Source organism: Ruegeria sp. AL3, from assembly GCF_056536065.1.
The window spans coordinates 2,760,098-2,773,616 of record NZ_JBQFJG010000001.1 but is presented as its reverse complement, the minus strand read 5'-3'; the positions used below and the strand labels follow the sequence as shown (position 1 = coordinate 2,773,616).

The 13,519-nt window shown below is 59.4% G+C and carries 13 protein-coding genes and 1 tRNA gene; 7 read left to right on the top strand and 7 right to left on the bottom strand.

Annotated elements, in window-relative coordinates; genetic code table 11:
• Window positions 1–66 precede the first annotated feature (66 nt).
• Window positions 67–699 (top strand): DNA-3-methyladenine glycosylase family protein, encoded by a 633-nt coding sequence (locus ACR3E6_RS14025; RefSeq protein WP_480487654.1) that lies wholly within the window; start codon window positions 67–69, stop codon window positions 697–699.
• Window positions 696–1,361: an alpha/beta hydrolase gene (locus ACR3E6_RS14020; protein ID WP_152458076.1), complete on the top strand. Its 666-nt coding sequence runs from the start codon at window positions 696–698 to the stop codon at window positions 1,359–1,361. The genes ACR3E6_RS14025 and ACR3E6_RS14020 overlap by 4 nt, the downstream gene beginning before the upstream one ends.
• A gap of 45 nt (window positions 1,362–1,406) precedes the next feature.
• On the opposite strand, the gene ACR3E6_RS14015 is transcribed toward ACR3E6_RS14020, so the two are convergent.
• Together ACR3E6_RS14015 and ACR3E6_RS14010 are read right to left on the bottom strand one after the other, a co-directional pair.
• Window positions 1,407–1,832 carry a VOC family protein gene (locus ACR3E6_RS14015; protein ID WP_480487652.1) on the bottom strand — a complete coding sequence of 142 codons (426 nt, stop codon included), beginning with the start codon at window positions 1,830–1,832 and terminating at the stop codon, window positions 1,407–1,409.
• Between the two features lie 32 nt (window positions 1,833–1,864).
• Window positions 1,865–2,470: an rRNA large subunit pseudouridine synthase E gene (locus ACR3E6_RS14010; protein ID WP_480487650.1), complete on the bottom strand. Its 606-nt coding sequence runs from the start codon at window positions 2,468–2,470 to the stop codon at window positions 1,865–1,867.
• A gap of 213 nt (window positions 2,471–2,683) precedes the next feature.
• Between ACR3E6_RS14010 and ACR3E6_RS14005 the strand changes: the two genes are divergently transcribed.
• Window positions 2,684–3,271, top strand: a complete 588-nt coding sequence (locus ACR3E6_RS14005) for an HNH endonuclease (RefSeq protein ID WP_152458073.1) — start codon at window positions 2,684–2,686, stop codon at window positions 3,269–3,271.
• On the opposite strand, the gene ACR3E6_RS14000 is transcribed toward ACR3E6_RS14005, so the two are convergent.
• Complete coding sequence (locus tag ACR3E6_RS14000; RefSeq protein ID WP_480487648.1) at window positions 3,268–3,738, bottom strand: disulfide bond formation protein B; 471 nt, start codon at window positions 3,736–3,738, stop codon at window positions 3,268–3,270. The two genes, ACR3E6_RS14005 and ACR3E6_RS14000, sit on opposite strands and share 4 nt — an antisense overlap.
• Complete coding sequence (locus tag ACR3E6_RS13995) at window positions 3,735–4,313, bottom strand: YqaA family protein (RefSeq protein WP_152458071.1); 579 nt, start codon at window positions 4,311–4,313, stop codon at window positions 3,735–3,737. The genes ACR3E6_RS14000 and ACR3E6_RS13995 overlap by 4 nt, the downstream gene beginning before the upstream one ends.
• A gap of 147 nt (window positions 4,314–4,460) precedes the next feature.
• On the opposite strand from ACR3E6_RS13995, the gene ACR3E6_RS13990 reads away from it, so the two are divergent.
• From ACR3E6_RS13990 to ACR3E6_RS13975, 4 genes are all read left to right on the top strand, one after another.
• Window positions 4,461–4,546, top strand: a tRNA-Leu gene (locus ACR3E6_RS13990).
• A 591-nt stretch (window positions 4,547–5,137) separates the two neighbouring features.
• Window positions 5,138–6,106, top strand: coding sequence for a TAXI family TRAP transporter solute-binding subunit (locus tag ACR3E6_RS13985; RefSeq protein ID WP_152458069.1), 969 nt, complete (start codon window positions 5,138–5,140; stop codon window positions 6,104–6,106).
• Window positions 6,107–6,205: 99 nt separating this feature from the next.
• Window positions 6,206–8,815 (top strand): TRAP transporter permease, encoded by a 2,610-nt coding sequence (locus tag ACR3E6_RS13980; protein ID WP_210092394.1) that lies wholly within the window; start codon window positions 6,206–6,208, stop codon window positions 8,813–8,815.
• On the top strand, window positions 8,812–9,243 hold the full coding sequence (locus ACR3E6_RS13975) for a universal stress protein (protein ID WP_171632280.1): 432 nt from the start codon (window positions 8,812–8,814) through the stop codon (window positions 9,241–9,243). The genes ACR3E6_RS13980 and ACR3E6_RS13975 overlap by 4 nt, the downstream gene beginning before the upstream one ends.
• Window positions 9,244–9,321: 78 nt before the next feature.
• Here the strand turns inward: ACR3E6_RS13975 and ACR3E6_RS13970 are convergent, their stop codons facing one another.
• From ACR3E6_RS13970 to ACR3E6_RS13960, 3 genes are read right to left on the bottom strand one after another with little or no spacing between them, the layout of a single operon-like run.
• Window positions 9,322–10,362: a lipocalin-like domain-containing protein gene (locus ACR3E6_RS13970; RefSeq protein ID WP_480487646.1), complete on the bottom strand. Its 1,041-nt coding sequence runs from the start codon at window positions 10,360–10,362 to the stop codon at window positions 9,322–9,324.
• The gene (locus tag ACR3E6_RS13965; RefSeq protein WP_480487644.1) at window positions 10,352–12,766 is read right to left on the bottom strand and encodes an ABC transporter permease; all 2,415 of its coding nucleotides are present in this window, start codon (window positions 12,764–12,766) and stop codon (window positions 10,352–10,354) included. The genes ACR3E6_RS13970 and ACR3E6_RS13965 overlap by 11 nt, the downstream gene beginning before the upstream one ends.
• Window positions 12,763–13,410 carry an ABC transporter ATP-binding protein gene (locus ACR3E6_RS13960; protein ID WP_209833037.1) on the bottom strand — a complete coding sequence of 216 codons (648 nt, stop codon included), beginning with the start codon at window positions 13,408–13,410 and terminating at the stop codon, window positions 12,763–12,765. Before ACR3E6_RS13960 ends, ACR3E6_RS13965 begins: the two co-directional genes overlap by 4 nt.
• Between the last annotated feature and the right edge of the window lie 109 nt (window positions 13,411–13,519).

Sequence of the window (13,519 nt, the reverse complement as noted above, 5' to 3'; positions counted from 1 at the left end):
CACAAGCGGGTTGCATCTGCGTCACATGCGCCTAACCTGCCCGAAATAACAGAGCAGGGAGGCCGCATGCCCGCAGGCCGCATCATCGAAACATCGGACTGTGTGGCGGAAGGGGCCGAATGGCTGGCCCAAACCTGTCCGCGCATGGCGTATGCGATGGATCAGACCGGCCCCTTGCCGCTGCGCCGCCGCCCCGATGGGTTTGCGCAATTATTGAGTGCAATCGTCAGTCAGCAAGTCAGCGTGGCTTCGGCCAATGCGATCTGGAAACGGCTTCAGGATGCCCGCTTGACCGGTCCGCGCAAGATCCTGTGGGCAACGGATGACGATCTGCGGGCAGTTGGGTTGAGCCGACAGAAGATCCGTTATGCACGCGCTCTGGCCGAGGCACGTATCGACTATAAGGCACTGCGCGATGCAACTGACGCAGATGTCGTCGCTACTTTGACGCAAGTTCCGGGTATCGGTGTCTGGACAGCCGAAATCTATGCGATGTTCTCACTGGGTCGCGCAGATGTCATCGCACCCGGTGATCTCGCCCTGCAAGAGGCGGCGCGCATCCTCTATGACTTGCCTGAACGTCCAACGGACAAGGAATTGCGCAAAATGGCCGAGGCCTGGTCGCCCTGGCGTTCGGTTGCGGCACGGGTGCTGTGGGCCTATTACCGGGTTGCAAAACAAAGAGAAGGGATCAGATGACACGGGTTTTGAATGCGCTCCGGAAAGAGCCTGTTTCGGGCGACACGCGCTCGGTCGTGGTGTTCGTGCATGGCTATGGCGCAAACGGTGCCGATCTGCTGGGATTGGCCGATCCGCTGGGTGAACACCTGCCTGACACGTTGTTCGTGGCCCCCGACGCGCCCGAGCAGATCCCCGGAATGCCCAACGGGTATCAGTGGTTTCCGATTCCCTGGATCGATGGATCTTCCGAAGAAGAAGCCCGCCGGGGCATGGAAATGGCTGTCGAGGACTTCAACGCCTTTCTGGACGCGCTGATGGTGGACGAAGATGTTCTGCCCGAACAGGTTGTGTTGTTTGGCTTCAGCCAGGGCACCATGATGAGCTTGCACGTTGCGCCGCGGCGGGAAGATCCCGTGGCCGGGATCGTAGCCTTTTCAGGCCGTTTGCTGGAACCCGATTTGCTGGTGGATGAAACCGTCAGCCGGATGCCTGTCTTGCTGGTGCATGGCGACGCTGACGACGTTGTTCCGCCTCAATCCCTGCCGGAAGCGGCCGAAGCCTTGCAAGCTGCGGGTTTCAAAGAGGTCTATGCCCATGTCATGAAAGGCACCGGGCACGGTATCGCCCCGGATGGGCTGAGCGTTGCGCTGGCTTTCATGCGCGACAAGCTGAGCCTTTAGTGTTTGGAATCTGATCTGCGGAGCGCCCATGCGTTCCGCACCGGATCAAGTCCAAAGGTGCGCTTCGGCGAACTCGACCGAGTTTCCGGCCGGGTCGCGCACATACAGGGATCGCACGTCGCCGGGCCAGTCAAACTCGGCATCTACTGGAATATTCCAATCCAGAAGGTGTTTGCGCATCACTGCGATTTCCTCTCGTGACAGCACAAGACACACATGTCCGGGGCCGCGCGCGCCGTGGGGCGGAACCGGCATGCCGGGGTCGAGCGACGGTTGTTCGGTCTGATCGGGATTGAAAATCAGCAGGACCGATCCGCCGATGCGATAGAAAACATGGCGGTCAGCGACGCGTTGGATGCGTTCGAGCCCAAGAACTTCGCCGTAAAACTGTTCTGCCGCGTCCAGATCATCAACATAGAGCGCGGCTTCCAGAATGGCCGAAGGGGCCGGGATGTCAGGCGTTTTCTTCATGACCCCAGTTTAGCAGATCGGGGCAGGGTCTGTCACCGGCGCGGGCGACGGTCGCGCTTGCGTTGGGGGGCCGCGCTCAGTGTCGGCATTGGCAGACTGTCCCAGTGCCCGGGCTCAAGATCATCCAGGGTCCAGTCTCCGATGCGGTACCGGATCAGGCGCAGCGTCGGCAGGCCAACTGCCGCTGTCATCCGACGCACCTGTCGGTTTTTGCCCTCACGTATGGTCAGTTCAAGCCAGCTGTCCGGCACAGTCTTGCGTTCGCGGATCGGCGGGGTGCGCGGCCAAAGCATTTCGGGCTCGTCGATCTGGCGGGCCTTGGCAGGGCGGGTCAGACCTTCCTTCAATTCGACCCCGTTGCGGAGCGTTTTCAGGGCCGCCTCGTCGGGGGTGCCTTCGACTTGAACCCAATAGGTTTTGGCCATCTTGTGCTTTGGGTCAGAGATCTGGGATTGCAACTTTCCATGATCCGTCAGCAGCATCAAACCTTCACTGTCACGGTCCAGCCTGCCCGCCGGATAGACGCCCGGCAGATCAATGAAATCGGACAGCGTGCTGCGCGGGCCGTCCGTATTGGCGCGGTCCGTGAACTGCGGCAGAACATCATAAGGTTTGTTGAAGCGAATGAACCAGGACATGACCTGCGCATAGCCCGAAGGTCACCCCCGGTGCAAGCTGTGGATAACTGTCATGTGCCTGTTACGGATTCGCGTTACCCCGTCTGCGACATATTGTGGAAAATCAGGGCTTGTCAGAGTTTTAACACGATATATAGTTATAAAAAGACCGGGGCGGGTGCTCCCCGCTCTGGTGTCACAAACGGGCAGCTGAGAGCGAGGAGCGATTCTGTGATGGACGGAGACTTCAGAACCGAATTTGTAAGGGAGCCGGGTGCGCTCAAACAACACCCGGCCCTGGTTTTGAACGCCGATTATCGCCCCTTGTCCTATTACCCGCTGTCACTGTGGCCCTGGCAAGAAGCGATCAAGGCGGCCTGGCTGGATCGGGTCGATATCGTGGCTGAATATGACGAGGTCGTCCGCAGCCCGAGCACCGAGATCCGAATACCCTCGGTCGTTGTTTTGAAAGACTATGTAAAACCCAGAAAGCGCGTGGCCTTCACGCGCTTTAATTTATTTTTGCGGGATGAATTCCGCTGCCAGTACTGTGGCAGCCGGGACAACCTGACCTTCGATCATGTGGTGCCTCGGGCCGCCGGTGGTGTGACCAGTTGGCAGAACGTGGTGGCCGCGTGCAGCCCGTGCAATCTGCGCAAGGGGTCAAAGTCGCTGCGCCAGGCTCGGATGACCTTGCGCAAGCCGCCACGTCAGCCCGATGCCGAAGCGTTGCGCAATATCGGACGGAAATTCCCACCGAACCACCTGCATGAAAGCTGGATCGATTTCCTGTACTGGGATGCAGAGCTGGACGAGTTCTAAGCCGCGCGGGATTTCCATGCGGCCAGCCAGATCAGGGCCAGCATGGCAGAAGCAATGGCGTTCCAGCCAGCCATCGAGATATCGAACATCTCCCAGGGGATATCATCGCATCGCACCAAAGGCGCGGACATGATTTGATCGAACAGATCGTCAGCGGACAGACCGCTGATGCTGCCGGATGTGCAGCTGCTTGGGCCTTCCCACCAGCCTTGTTCAACGCCGGCGTGAAATACGCCCACCGCCGAAGTCGTCGCGGCCGCCGCGGCGCCCAGCAAGGGAAGAAAGGTCAGCCTTGGCAATGCCAGCGCCACGGCGCCGATCGCGATTGCCACTGCATGAGGATAGCGCTGCCAGATGCACATCTTGCACGGCGCAAGCCCGCCGAGATGCTGAAAGCCAAAAGCGGCCAGAAGAAGCGCCAGTGATCCAAGACTTGCCACTGCGACAAGTTGCGAACGTCTCGTCATAAGTATTTCACCACCAGGAATCCGCCAAACAGGAGGATGATGAACAAAGTGAACATTAGCCCTAGGCGCTTTTCGATGAAGTCGCGGATCGGCTCACCGAATCCCCAGAGCAGGCCTGCCACCAGAAAGAACCTCAACGCGCGGGCCAGAATCGAGGTCGCGATGAAGGTTCCAAGCGGCATGCCGGTCCAGCCGGACATAATGGTGATGACCTTGTAGGGGAAGGGGGTCACACCAGCGGCCAGAACGGCCCAGAACCCGAAGTCGTTGAACCGGGTATTGAATTCTTCCATGGCATGGGCTTTCCCCATGGATTCCAGAATGGGCTGCCCGATGCTTTCATAGAAAAACGCACCAATCGCATAGCCCAGCATGCCCCCCAGAACCGATGCCACCAGTGCCACGGTTGCGATCAGCCATGCCCGGGACGGGCGGGCCAGAATCATCGGAATCATCAGCACATCTGGGGGAATCGGGAAGAACGAACTTTCGATGAAAGCCACGATGGCCAGCGCCCACAGCGCGTGAGGGTGTTCGGCCAGACGAATGGTCCAGTCATAAAGCGATCGTAACATAAAGCACTCAAATCCCGTTTTCGGTCTGAAACCCAGCCAAACCATGCGCCCGATGGACCGTCAACAGCCGAGGGCGAAACAAATGGAATATTGGATGGTTTTTGCCTCTGGACCTTCGCTTGGATGGGCGCTAATCCAGTGTTCGTGGCCCAAGTGGCGGAATGGTAGACGCAGGGGATTCAAAATCCCCCGCCTTCACGGGCGTGAGAGTTCGAGTCTCTCCTTGGGCACCACAGTTCCGACAAACTCAGAACAACGTCCGTCCCAAGGGCGGGGCGCCGTTATCAAGCTGCTGACCCGCAAACTTGATCTGCATCTCTTGTTTGTGGTCCTCCGTAACGAGCCACCAGTGCCACAACGTTCTTGGCCTGCATCAGCAGGCAGGTGATCAGGTCCCCGCAAGGATGGATCGTGAACCGGGTTGGTATTGAAGTGCCTTTGTCAGATTCGCCGAAACGTACAACCGTGACTTGCCCTGCCTCCTTATCCGAAACGCGGTTCGCTTTGTTTTGCGGTGATTTGCGCCGGGAATGAGGTCACGTTTTGGATTTGGAGTGACCGCATGAACCCAGACGGCTCGCTGTGAACTGATGGGGAAAGTTCGGGATTTATGCTCATATATGCGAATTGGCGCAGGTCAGACCGGTGCCGGCCTTGACATTGCGAGTATCTGAATGAAACCTCGAAAGGGTTGGGAGAAATTTGGAAATTCAAAGATTTGGAGCCGTTGCGATGCGGGCCGGTTTGTATTATCGGCACGCTTCCCTGAGCAGGTGATCAAACTTGATTTCCAACTGCCAGACAAAAAAAGTGGGAGTTAACAGATGAAAAACAGCAGCAAACTGAGCGTCGGCGCCTTCGTTACCGCAGCCCTTCTGGCTCCGGCGGCATATGCCGAAGAGTTCATTACGATCGGTACCGGTGGTGTCACCGGCGTTTACTATCCGACCGGCGGCGCGATCTGTCGTCTGGTCAACAAAGGCCGGAAAGAGCACGGCGTGCGCTGCTCGGTCGAATCGACCGGTGGTTCAGTTTACAACATCAACACCATCCGCGAAGGCGAGCTGGAGTTTGGTGTGGCCCAGTCCGACTGGCAGTACCACGCCTATAACGGCACCTCAAAATTCGAAGAAGCCGGCCCGTTCGAAGGCCTGCGCGCCGTGTTCTCGGTGCACCCCGAACCCTTCACCGTGGTGGCTCGTGCCGATTCCGGCATCACCAACTTTGAAGACCTGAAGGGCAAGCGCGTCAACATCGGCAACCCCGGTTCCGGTCAGCGCGGCACCATGGAAGTCCTGCTGGGCGAAATGGGCTGGACCACAGACGATTTCGAACTGGCGACCGAGCTGAAAGCGGCTGAACAGTCGGCGGCCCTGTGCGACAACCAGATCGACGCAATGGTTTACACTGTTGGCCACCCCTCGGGTTCGATTCAGGAAGCCACCACCGCATGTGACTCGGTTCTGGTGAACGTCAGCGGTGAGGCCGTGGACAAGCTGGTCAACGAAAACTCGTTCTACCGCAAGGCAACCATTCCCGGTGGCATGTACCGTGGGTCTGACGAAGACACCTCGACCTTTGGTGTGGGCGCGACCTTCGTGACCTCGGCCGATGTATCGGAAGATGCGGTTTACGCGGTCGTCAGCTCGGTCTTTGAAAACTTCGATGACTTCAAAAAGCTGCACCCGGCGTTTGCGAACCTGAAGCCCGAAGAGATGATTGCGGATGGCCTGTCGGCTCCGCTGCATCCGGGTGCCGAGAAGTACTACAAAGAAAAAGGCTGGATTCAGTAAACCAGACCTGACGCAGGGTGCCCAAGGGCGCCCTGCACAAAACCCGTGTGAAACGGGATTTCAGAAGGCCGAACAATGGCCGCGACGGGGAGACATTTGATGAATTCCGACACTCAATCCAATCGTCCGCTTTCCGAAGAAGAGCTTCAGGATCTGGTTGCATCTTCTGACGCAGGAGGGCGAAATCCGGTCGGGAACGTGGGCGTTTTCCTGGCGGTCGTGGCCGCGATCTGGTCGATATTTCAAGTTGTTCTGGCTTCGCCCTTGGCGAATTATGTCTTGCCCGGAAGCGTCGTGAACAATGCACGGCAATTCCATCTGGCTTTTGCTTTGTTTCTGGCCTTTGCGGCCTATCCGGCGCTCAAATCCAGCCCCCGGAACTATATTCCGGTTCAGGATTGGATCATGGGATTGGTGGGCGCGTTCGTCGCGCTGTACGGCTATTTCTTCTATGACAAGATCGTCAATGCGGGCGGTTTGGCCGACGACACTGACAAATGGGTTGCGTTGCTTGGCCTGGTGCTGTTGTTCGAGGCCGCGCGCCGTGCGCTTGGCCCTGCCATGGCAATTATCGCGACCATATTTTTGGCCTATGTCTTCTTCGGTGCCTCGGAATGGGTGCCCGAAGTTATCCGCTGGAAGGGCGCGAGCCTGAAAAAGGCGATGAGCCACATGTGGATCACGTCCGAGGGCGTGTTTGGTATCGCATTGGGTGTTTCCACGAAATTCGTCTTCCTGTTCGTGCTGTTTGGCGCATTGCTGGATAAAGCCGGGGCAGGGAACTACTTTATCAAGATGGCCTTTGGGGCCCTGGGCCACCTGCGTGGTGGTCCGGCCAAGGCGGCGGTTGTGGGCTCGGCTGCGACCGGCCTGATCTCGGGCTCGTCGATTGCCAATGTTGTTACCACCGGTACCTTCACCATCCCGCTGATGAAGCGCGTCGGGTTCAGCAGTGAACAAGCGGGCTCGGTCGAGGTTGCCAGCTCGGTCAACGGGCAGATCATGCCGCCGGTGATGGGGGCCGCTGCATTCCTGATGGTGGAATATGTGGGCATCTCTTATGTCGAGGTGATCACCCATGCCTTCCTGCCGGCTGCGATTTCCTACATCGCACTGGTTTACATCGTGCACCTTGAGGCCGTGAAGCGGAACATGCCCACGCTGGGCGACCGCGATGTGCATCTGGCGCGGACCGTAGTTGGGATGCTGGGCTTTTTCCTGGTGTTTGCAGGTCTTTGCTATGGCTCACAATTCCCGGTGGATGCCGTGACAAGCTGGGTGCCGTCGGCCGCTGGGATCGTGCTCAGCCTAATTATCTGCGCGGTCTATGTCGCACTGCTTTATCTGGCGGCGCAGGTGCCTGACCTGGAACCCGACGACCCTAACGCCAAAGAGGTTACGCTTCCGGTCATCGCCGATATCTACAAAGCTGGCCTGCATTACCTGCTGCCGATCATCGTGCTGGTCTATTTCCTGATGATCGAACAGAAATCACCGGGCCTGTCCGCCTTCTGGGCCACATCGTTGCTGTTTGTCATCCTGCTGACGCAGAAGCCGCTGAAAGCGATGTTCCGCGGGCAGAGCAACCTGTACAACACTTTCATCGATGGTGTTGCCGACCTGTGGCAAGGTCTGATCGACGGGGCACGCAACATGATCGGCATCGCGCTTGCCACGGCAACCGCGGGCGTGATCGTGGGAACCGTCACGTTGACGGGGGTTGGTCAGGTTATGGCCGATCTGGTCGAGTTCCTGTCGGGTGGCAATCTGATCCTGATGCTGGTCATGGTCGGGCTGCTCAGCCTGATCCTGGGCATGGGTCTGCCGACAACCGCGAACTATATCGTTGTCAGCTCTTTGATGGCCGGTGTGGTTGTTGAGTTGGGCGCCCAAAGCGGGCTGATCGTTCCATTGATCGCTGTCCACCTGTTCGTGTTCTATTTCGGGATCATGGCCGACGTGACACCTCCGGTCGGGCTGGCCAGTTTTGCCGCCGCGGCCGTGTCGGGCGGTGATGCGATCAAAACCGGTTTCACGGCCTTCTTCTACAGCCTGCGCACCGTGGCGCTGCCCTTCGTGTTCATTTTCAACACCGATCTTCTGCTGATCGATGTGACCTGGGTCGAAGGGATCATAGTGGCGATTTTCGCGACGATAGCGATCCTTGTCTTCACGGCAGGCACCATGGGGTACTTCCTGACCCACAGCCGCATCTACGAAAGTATCGCGCTGATCGCCGTGGCCTTCGCCCTGTTCAGGCCGGACTTCTTCATGGATCGCATCGCGCCTCCATACACTTCGGTCGAGCCTGCGGCGTTTGTCGAAACCATTGGCCAGACTCCACCGGGAACCGAGGTTCGCATGGTGATCAGCGGGCCGGATTTTGATACCGGCAAGATGGTGGACACCACGGTTGTCGTGCCAGTCGGATCCGAAGAGGGCGGTGAAGCGCGCGTCGATGCCATGGGGCTGCTGTTGCTGGAAGAGGATGGCCTTGTCAAACTTGACGAGCCGATGTTTGGATCACCGGTTGCCGAAGATCTGGCCAACTTTGACTATTACGGTGACGAGGCCGTGCGTCTGAGCTCGGCCAGCCTGCCGTCCAGCCAGCCTCCAAAGCAACTGGTCTATATCCCGGCGCTGATCCTGCTGGGTCTGATCGCTTTCCTGCAACGCGGCCGTGCCGCCAGACAAGAGGTGCTCGTATGACACGTTCCGTTCTGTGTGCCGTTGATATCAGCAATGGCGAGATTGATGCACCGGTTCTGAAAAAAGCAGCCGCGCTGGCGGATATGGAAGGGGCGCAACTTGACGTGGTGACAGTGCTGCCCGATTTCGGGGAAAGCTGGGTGTCGGGGTTTTTCGAATCCGGTTTTCACGACAAGGCGTTGGAGGAAGCGCAGGCCAAACTGACGGCGCTGTGCGTATCGGCCCTGGGGGCCGAGCGCAACGAAACCATCCGCCATGTGGTTGCGACAGGAACAGCTTATCAGGAGATTTTGAAGACGGCCGAAAGTGCCGGCTCTGATTTGATCGTAATCGGAGCCCACAAGCCGGATTTCAAGGATTACCTGCTGGGCCCGAATGCGGCACGCGTGGTGCGACATTCCAACGTCTCGGTTTACGTGGTGCGCTGACGCGAAAAGCAGATGCCGTGCACAGAGGTGCCGGAGCCCCGACGGTCGCCTGCCGCCGTTCGGGCTCCCGCGGCCATGTCAGTAGCCCGTCATCTCGAGATACCCAACGCCCTCGTGGCTGCCGGTGACCGTGACCGGACCTTCCCAATATTCAAAACGTGTCCCCATCCAGGCGTCCGGCGTCAGGGCGGATACCTTGACGTCGATGCCTCGGTCCGCAAGCACGACGCGCCATTGCGTCGGGACGTCGCGCCCTGCCACCTGATCGGTCGCAAGCGGCTCAAGCCTGACGGATCCGTCGGGGATGGCATCGGTGCTGCCGTCTGAATTGATCCATGTGGCCGAAGTGAAATCGCCGCGACCACCGCGCAGTCGAAAGGCCATCAGCTTGTCCCCGTCCTCGAAGCTGAGCGAAAACCAATCCCAGCCGGTTTGATCCTCGGCCAGGGGTTGCGAAGACCATTCCCGGTCCAGCCAGCCCTGACCGGTGACGCGCATATCGCCATCCGGCAGGTGCAGTACGCCTTCGACTGAATAAAAGGGTTGCGAATAGTAATAGCTGGCTTGCCCGTCGGCGGATTTGACAGAATAGCCCGCTTGGCCATGAAACACCAACGGGCCTTGTGCGCTCAGCGCAAGATCGTACCCGAAATCAGCCCCGTTCGCGGTCAAGGTCAGGGTATCCATATCCGGTCCGGCCATGCGCCATTCGTCGATCCAGGCCTCGAACGGTTGCACCGCAACACCTGCCTGCCCAATCCCCCCACGCGACAGGCGTTCGGCAAAATAGTGGGTGTCAGGCGTGGTGACAGCCGCATGGCCCATCCAGATCTGCGGGCTGTGCCATCCATCTGTTTCAAACGGTTTCAGGGCCGACCGGAAAAGGGTCCATTGGATGCCATAGTCACGCCCGTCCTCGCCTTCGAGGTTGGCCGTCAGATACCACCATTCGATCCGATAGGCGAGATGAGGCCCGTGGTCTTTGGGAAAGTCGAATTCAAAGCCCGCCTGCGGAACCTCGAACCCTTCCGCCGACCCTCCAAGACCTGCAAAGCCCTGCGCCCAAAGAGGCGATGGGCACAAAAACACGAGAACGGCCAAAAGGGTTTTAACGTTCATTGGCGAACACCTTCAGCAAATCGGCAGGTGGCAGACGCAACATGCGCAGCGCGGGCAGGGCCGCTGCAACCAGGGCGGCCAGCAGGGTCGACAGGAACAGCCACAACCAATCCCAGGGAAACACGAACATCGGCAACCGCCAGCCAAAGGCTTGCACATTGATCACCGCCAACAGAACCCAGGCGAGGATCAGACCAAGCGGCAACGCCAGGCTCGCGGTCAGAGCCGCGAGCAGCACGCTGCGCAAAAGCTCCAGCCGCGCCAGTTGCGCCCGATTCAGCCCCAGTGCCCAAACCGGAGCAATCTGAGGCAAGCGCTGGGTCCACAGGGTCAGCAGGCTGGTGAGTATGGCAAATCCCGCCACACCGAGGGTCAGAACATTGAGCGCCGATGTCACGACAAAGGTCTTTTCGAAGATTGCCAATGATTGCGCCTTCATGGCGGCCTGCTGGACCACGGCCTGACGCGGCAGGGCAAACCGCTCGCGCAATGTCTGCGCCAGTTCAGTCGCCTGTTCGGGGTTCAAACGGATGCCAAACCGTCGGGTTTCGGCCCCTGGTGCGATCCGGTCAAGTTGGCTCATCGATACAATGGCTTGCCCGGTTGGGTTTCCATAATCCGAATAAACCCCAGCGATGGTCAGCGTGTGAGCCGGGGACAGTGTCAGCGTATCTCCGGGCCATAGGTTCGCGCGCCGTGCCAGTTGTTCGTTGATCAGAACCGCGTCTCCGGCCATCACGTCGTCCCAGACGGTCGAGTTTGCCGATATCAACGGCCAGTGTTGCCGATAGACCGGATCGTCAATGACCCCGTACAGAAACAGGGGGCCCGTCTCGTGCGACAGTTCCATGTTGCGAATTGGAAGGATGGCGTCGACCTGCGGACGCAGCCAATCCGTGATCTCGCGACCCTGTTCTTCGTCACGGACGGTCAGATACAGCTCTGAGGTCAGGCGCTGGTCGAGCCAGCCAACAAAGGTCAGCCGGAAACTTGAAACCATTGTACCCACACCGATATTTGCCGCAAGCGCAAGCAACAGGGCCATCAGGGCAAGCGACAGCCCGAGCAATTGTGCGCGCATGTCGGCCCAGACCCACTGCGCGACGGCACCACGGGACCTGTTGCCAAAGACGGAAAGCGCAAAGGTCAGAAGCGCCGGCAACAAAAGTGCGGCACCCGTCAGCAATCCGGCCAACAGCACGAAACCGGCAACCAGACCACCGATGCCGAGATAGGCGATGGCACCGCCGGCGATCAGGGCCAAGCCGAGCAATCCTGTCACAAAACGTGTGCCACCATTGCCCTGCCAGGCTTGCACACCGGGCCCCGCCAGCAGGGGCATACGAGACAATCGCCACAGCGCATGGCCACTGGCAAACAAGGTGCCGCAGACAGCCATCGCCATCCCGGCAAACACCCAATGGGGGTGCAATGTCAGTTGTCCGGTCACGGGCGCACCATACAGGCCACGAAGGGTTGCTGCGACATCGGGCAACAACGCTCCAGCCAGAAAGAACCCAAGAAGCAGCCCCAGGGTTCCACCGATCAGGGCCAGCCCCGTGAGTTCGGTCAGGATCAGGAAGACCAGCCGCCGCATCGAAACGCCCAGCGCGCGCAGGGTGCGGATCATGCCTCGGCGTTGGGCAAAAGCCAGCCCGACGGTGCCGTTCACGATGAACAGGCCAACGGCAAAGGACAGCAGGCCAAAAGCCGACAGGTTCAGGTGAAAACTGTCAGTCAACCGAGCAGTATCGACTTGCGAGGATGGGCTGGCGCGCTCCAGTTCGGGCGCGATTTCGGCCAAAGGTGGCCGATCACGCGGCTGATCCGGCAACACAATGAGTCGCGAGATGAAATCGGTTTGGTTCAGCAGGGCTTCGGCTGTGCCGATATCCGTCAGAATAACGTCCGGTGGCAGCGCCGTGGTGAACGAAACCGGCGGAAGGTTGTTCTGGTCGCGCAACAGCGGCGCCAGCTCTGCCGCGACCAGAAGCCGCCCCGGAGCGGTCAGCATGTCTGCCGGCTCAGTCGGCGCGGTGCTTTGGTCGGCTTCGGTGACGGCGGGCAGGGCCGGGTAGGCGACCATGTCCACACCCATCAGGCGCAATGTGCGGCCCCGGATTCGATAGGGGCCCTCCAGAACGGCCGCCACCTGCCAACCAGCACGACGCAGATCTACGTAACGAGAAACCGGAATCAGACCGGAAGGATCGCGCAGCTCGTCGAACTGCCCAAGGGCAAGCTGCGCGTTGGCCCGGGCATAGCTGGCGCGCGCTTCGGCATTGATGGCCTGAACCGCGGACCAGAGACCGGTGGCCAACGCGATGCCTGTCAAAAGCGTCGCCAGTTGCAACCAGTGCACCCGCCAGTGTGACATCAAAGCCTGAATGACGGCGCGTGTCATTGGATACAACCACCGCAGAGCTGGACGGTTCGATCCAGTCGGGCTGCAATCTGTTGGGAATGCGTGACCAACAGAAGCGCTGCGCCGGTATCAGCCACCAAGGCCAACATCAGATCCAGAACCCTTGCGCTGGCGGTTTCATCCAGATTGCCCGTGGGCTCATCCGCCAGCAGCAGTTTCGGACGCGCTGCCATGGCACGACCAATCGCCACCCGCTGCTGTTGCCCGCCGGACAGGTTTTCGGGATATCGGTCCAAAAGATCGGACAGGCCCAAGCGTTCGGTCAGATGCGCGGTCCACCCGGCATCCTCGGCGCCGGCAAGGCGGGCGTGAAAAGAAAGGTTCTGCGCAACGGTCAGCGAAGGGATCAGATTGAACTGCTGAAACACCAACGAAAGCTGACTGCGCCGCAATTCGGCCCGCCCGGCATCGTCCAGATGGGACAGAGGGGTTCGGTTCAAGATGATTTCACCGCTGTCGAAACAGTCAAGCGCTGCGGCAAGGTTCAGCAGAGTGCTTTTGCCACTGCCGCTTTCGCCGGTCAGGGCCAGTGTCTGCCCTTCATCCAATGTCAGCGACACGTCGCGCAGAACCGGGCGCCCGCCGGGATAGGTTTTCTGAACACGGTCGATGGTCAACAGCATGGTCTGGCCTTTTTTCTTCCAAGGATGTGCGACGGAATTCCAAACTGTCCAGTGCGGACCCGCACTCGGTTCCATTCGCCGCAGGCGTTCTTCACGATCGCCGGGGTTG

Excerpts from the sequence above, each read along its gene's own strand:
- ACR3E6_RS14015 (WP_480487652.1), bottom strand. The coding sequence starts at position 1,832 with ATGAAGAAAACGCCTGACATCCCGGCCCCTTCGGCCATTCTGGAAGCC.
- ACR3E6_RS13975 (WP_171632280.1), top strand. The coding sequence starts at position 8,812 with ATGACACGTTCCGTTCTGTGTGCCGTTGATATCAGCAATGGCGAGATT.
- ACR3E6_RS14005 (WP_152458073.1), top strand. The coding sequence starts at position 2,684 with ATGGACGGAGACTTCAGAACCGAATTTGTAAGGGAGCCGGGTGCGCTC.
- ACR3E6_RS13965 (WP_480487644.1), bottom strand. The coding sequence starts at position 12,766 with ATGACACGCGCCGTCATTCAGGCTTTGATGTCACACTGGCGGGTGCAC.
- ACR3E6_RS13970 (WP_480487646.1), bottom strand. The coding sequence starts at position 10,362 with ATGAACGTTAAAACCCTTTTGGCCGTTCTCGTGTTTTTGTGCCCATCG.
- ACR3E6_RS13980 (WP_210092394.1), top strand. The coding sequence starts at position 6,206 with ATGAATTCCGACACTCAATCCAATCGTCCGCTTTCCGAAGAAGAGCTT.
- ACR3E6_RS14025 (WP_480487654.1), top strand. The coding sequence starts at position 67 with ATGCCCGCAGGCCGCATCATCGAAACATCGGACTGTGTGGCGGAAGGG.
- ACR3E6_RS13995 (WP_152458071.1), bottom strand. The coding sequence starts at position 4,313 with ATGTTACGATCGCTTTATGACTGGACCATTCGTCTGGCCGAACACCCT.
- ACR3E6_RS14000 (WP_480487648.1), bottom strand. The coding sequence starts at position 3,738 with ATGACGAGACGTTCGCAACTTGTCGCAGTGGCAAGTCTTGGATCACTG.
- ACR3E6_RS13960 (WP_209833037.1), bottom strand. The coding sequence starts at position 13,410 with ATGCTGTTGACCATCGACCGTGTTCAGAAAACCTATCCCGGCGGGCGC.
- ACR3E6_RS13985 (WP_152458069.1), top strand. The coding sequence starts at position 5,138 with ATGAAAAACAGCAGCAAACTGAGCGTCGGCGCCTTCGTTACCGCAGCC.
- ACR3E6_RS14010 (WP_480487650.1), bottom strand. The coding sequence starts at position 2,470 with ATGTCCTGGTTCATTCGCTTCAACAAACCTTATGATGTTCTGCCGCAG.
- ACR3E6_RS14020 (WP_152458076.1), top strand. The coding sequence starts at position 696 with ATGACACGGGTTTTGAATGCGCTCCGGAAAGAGCCTGTTTCGGGCGAC.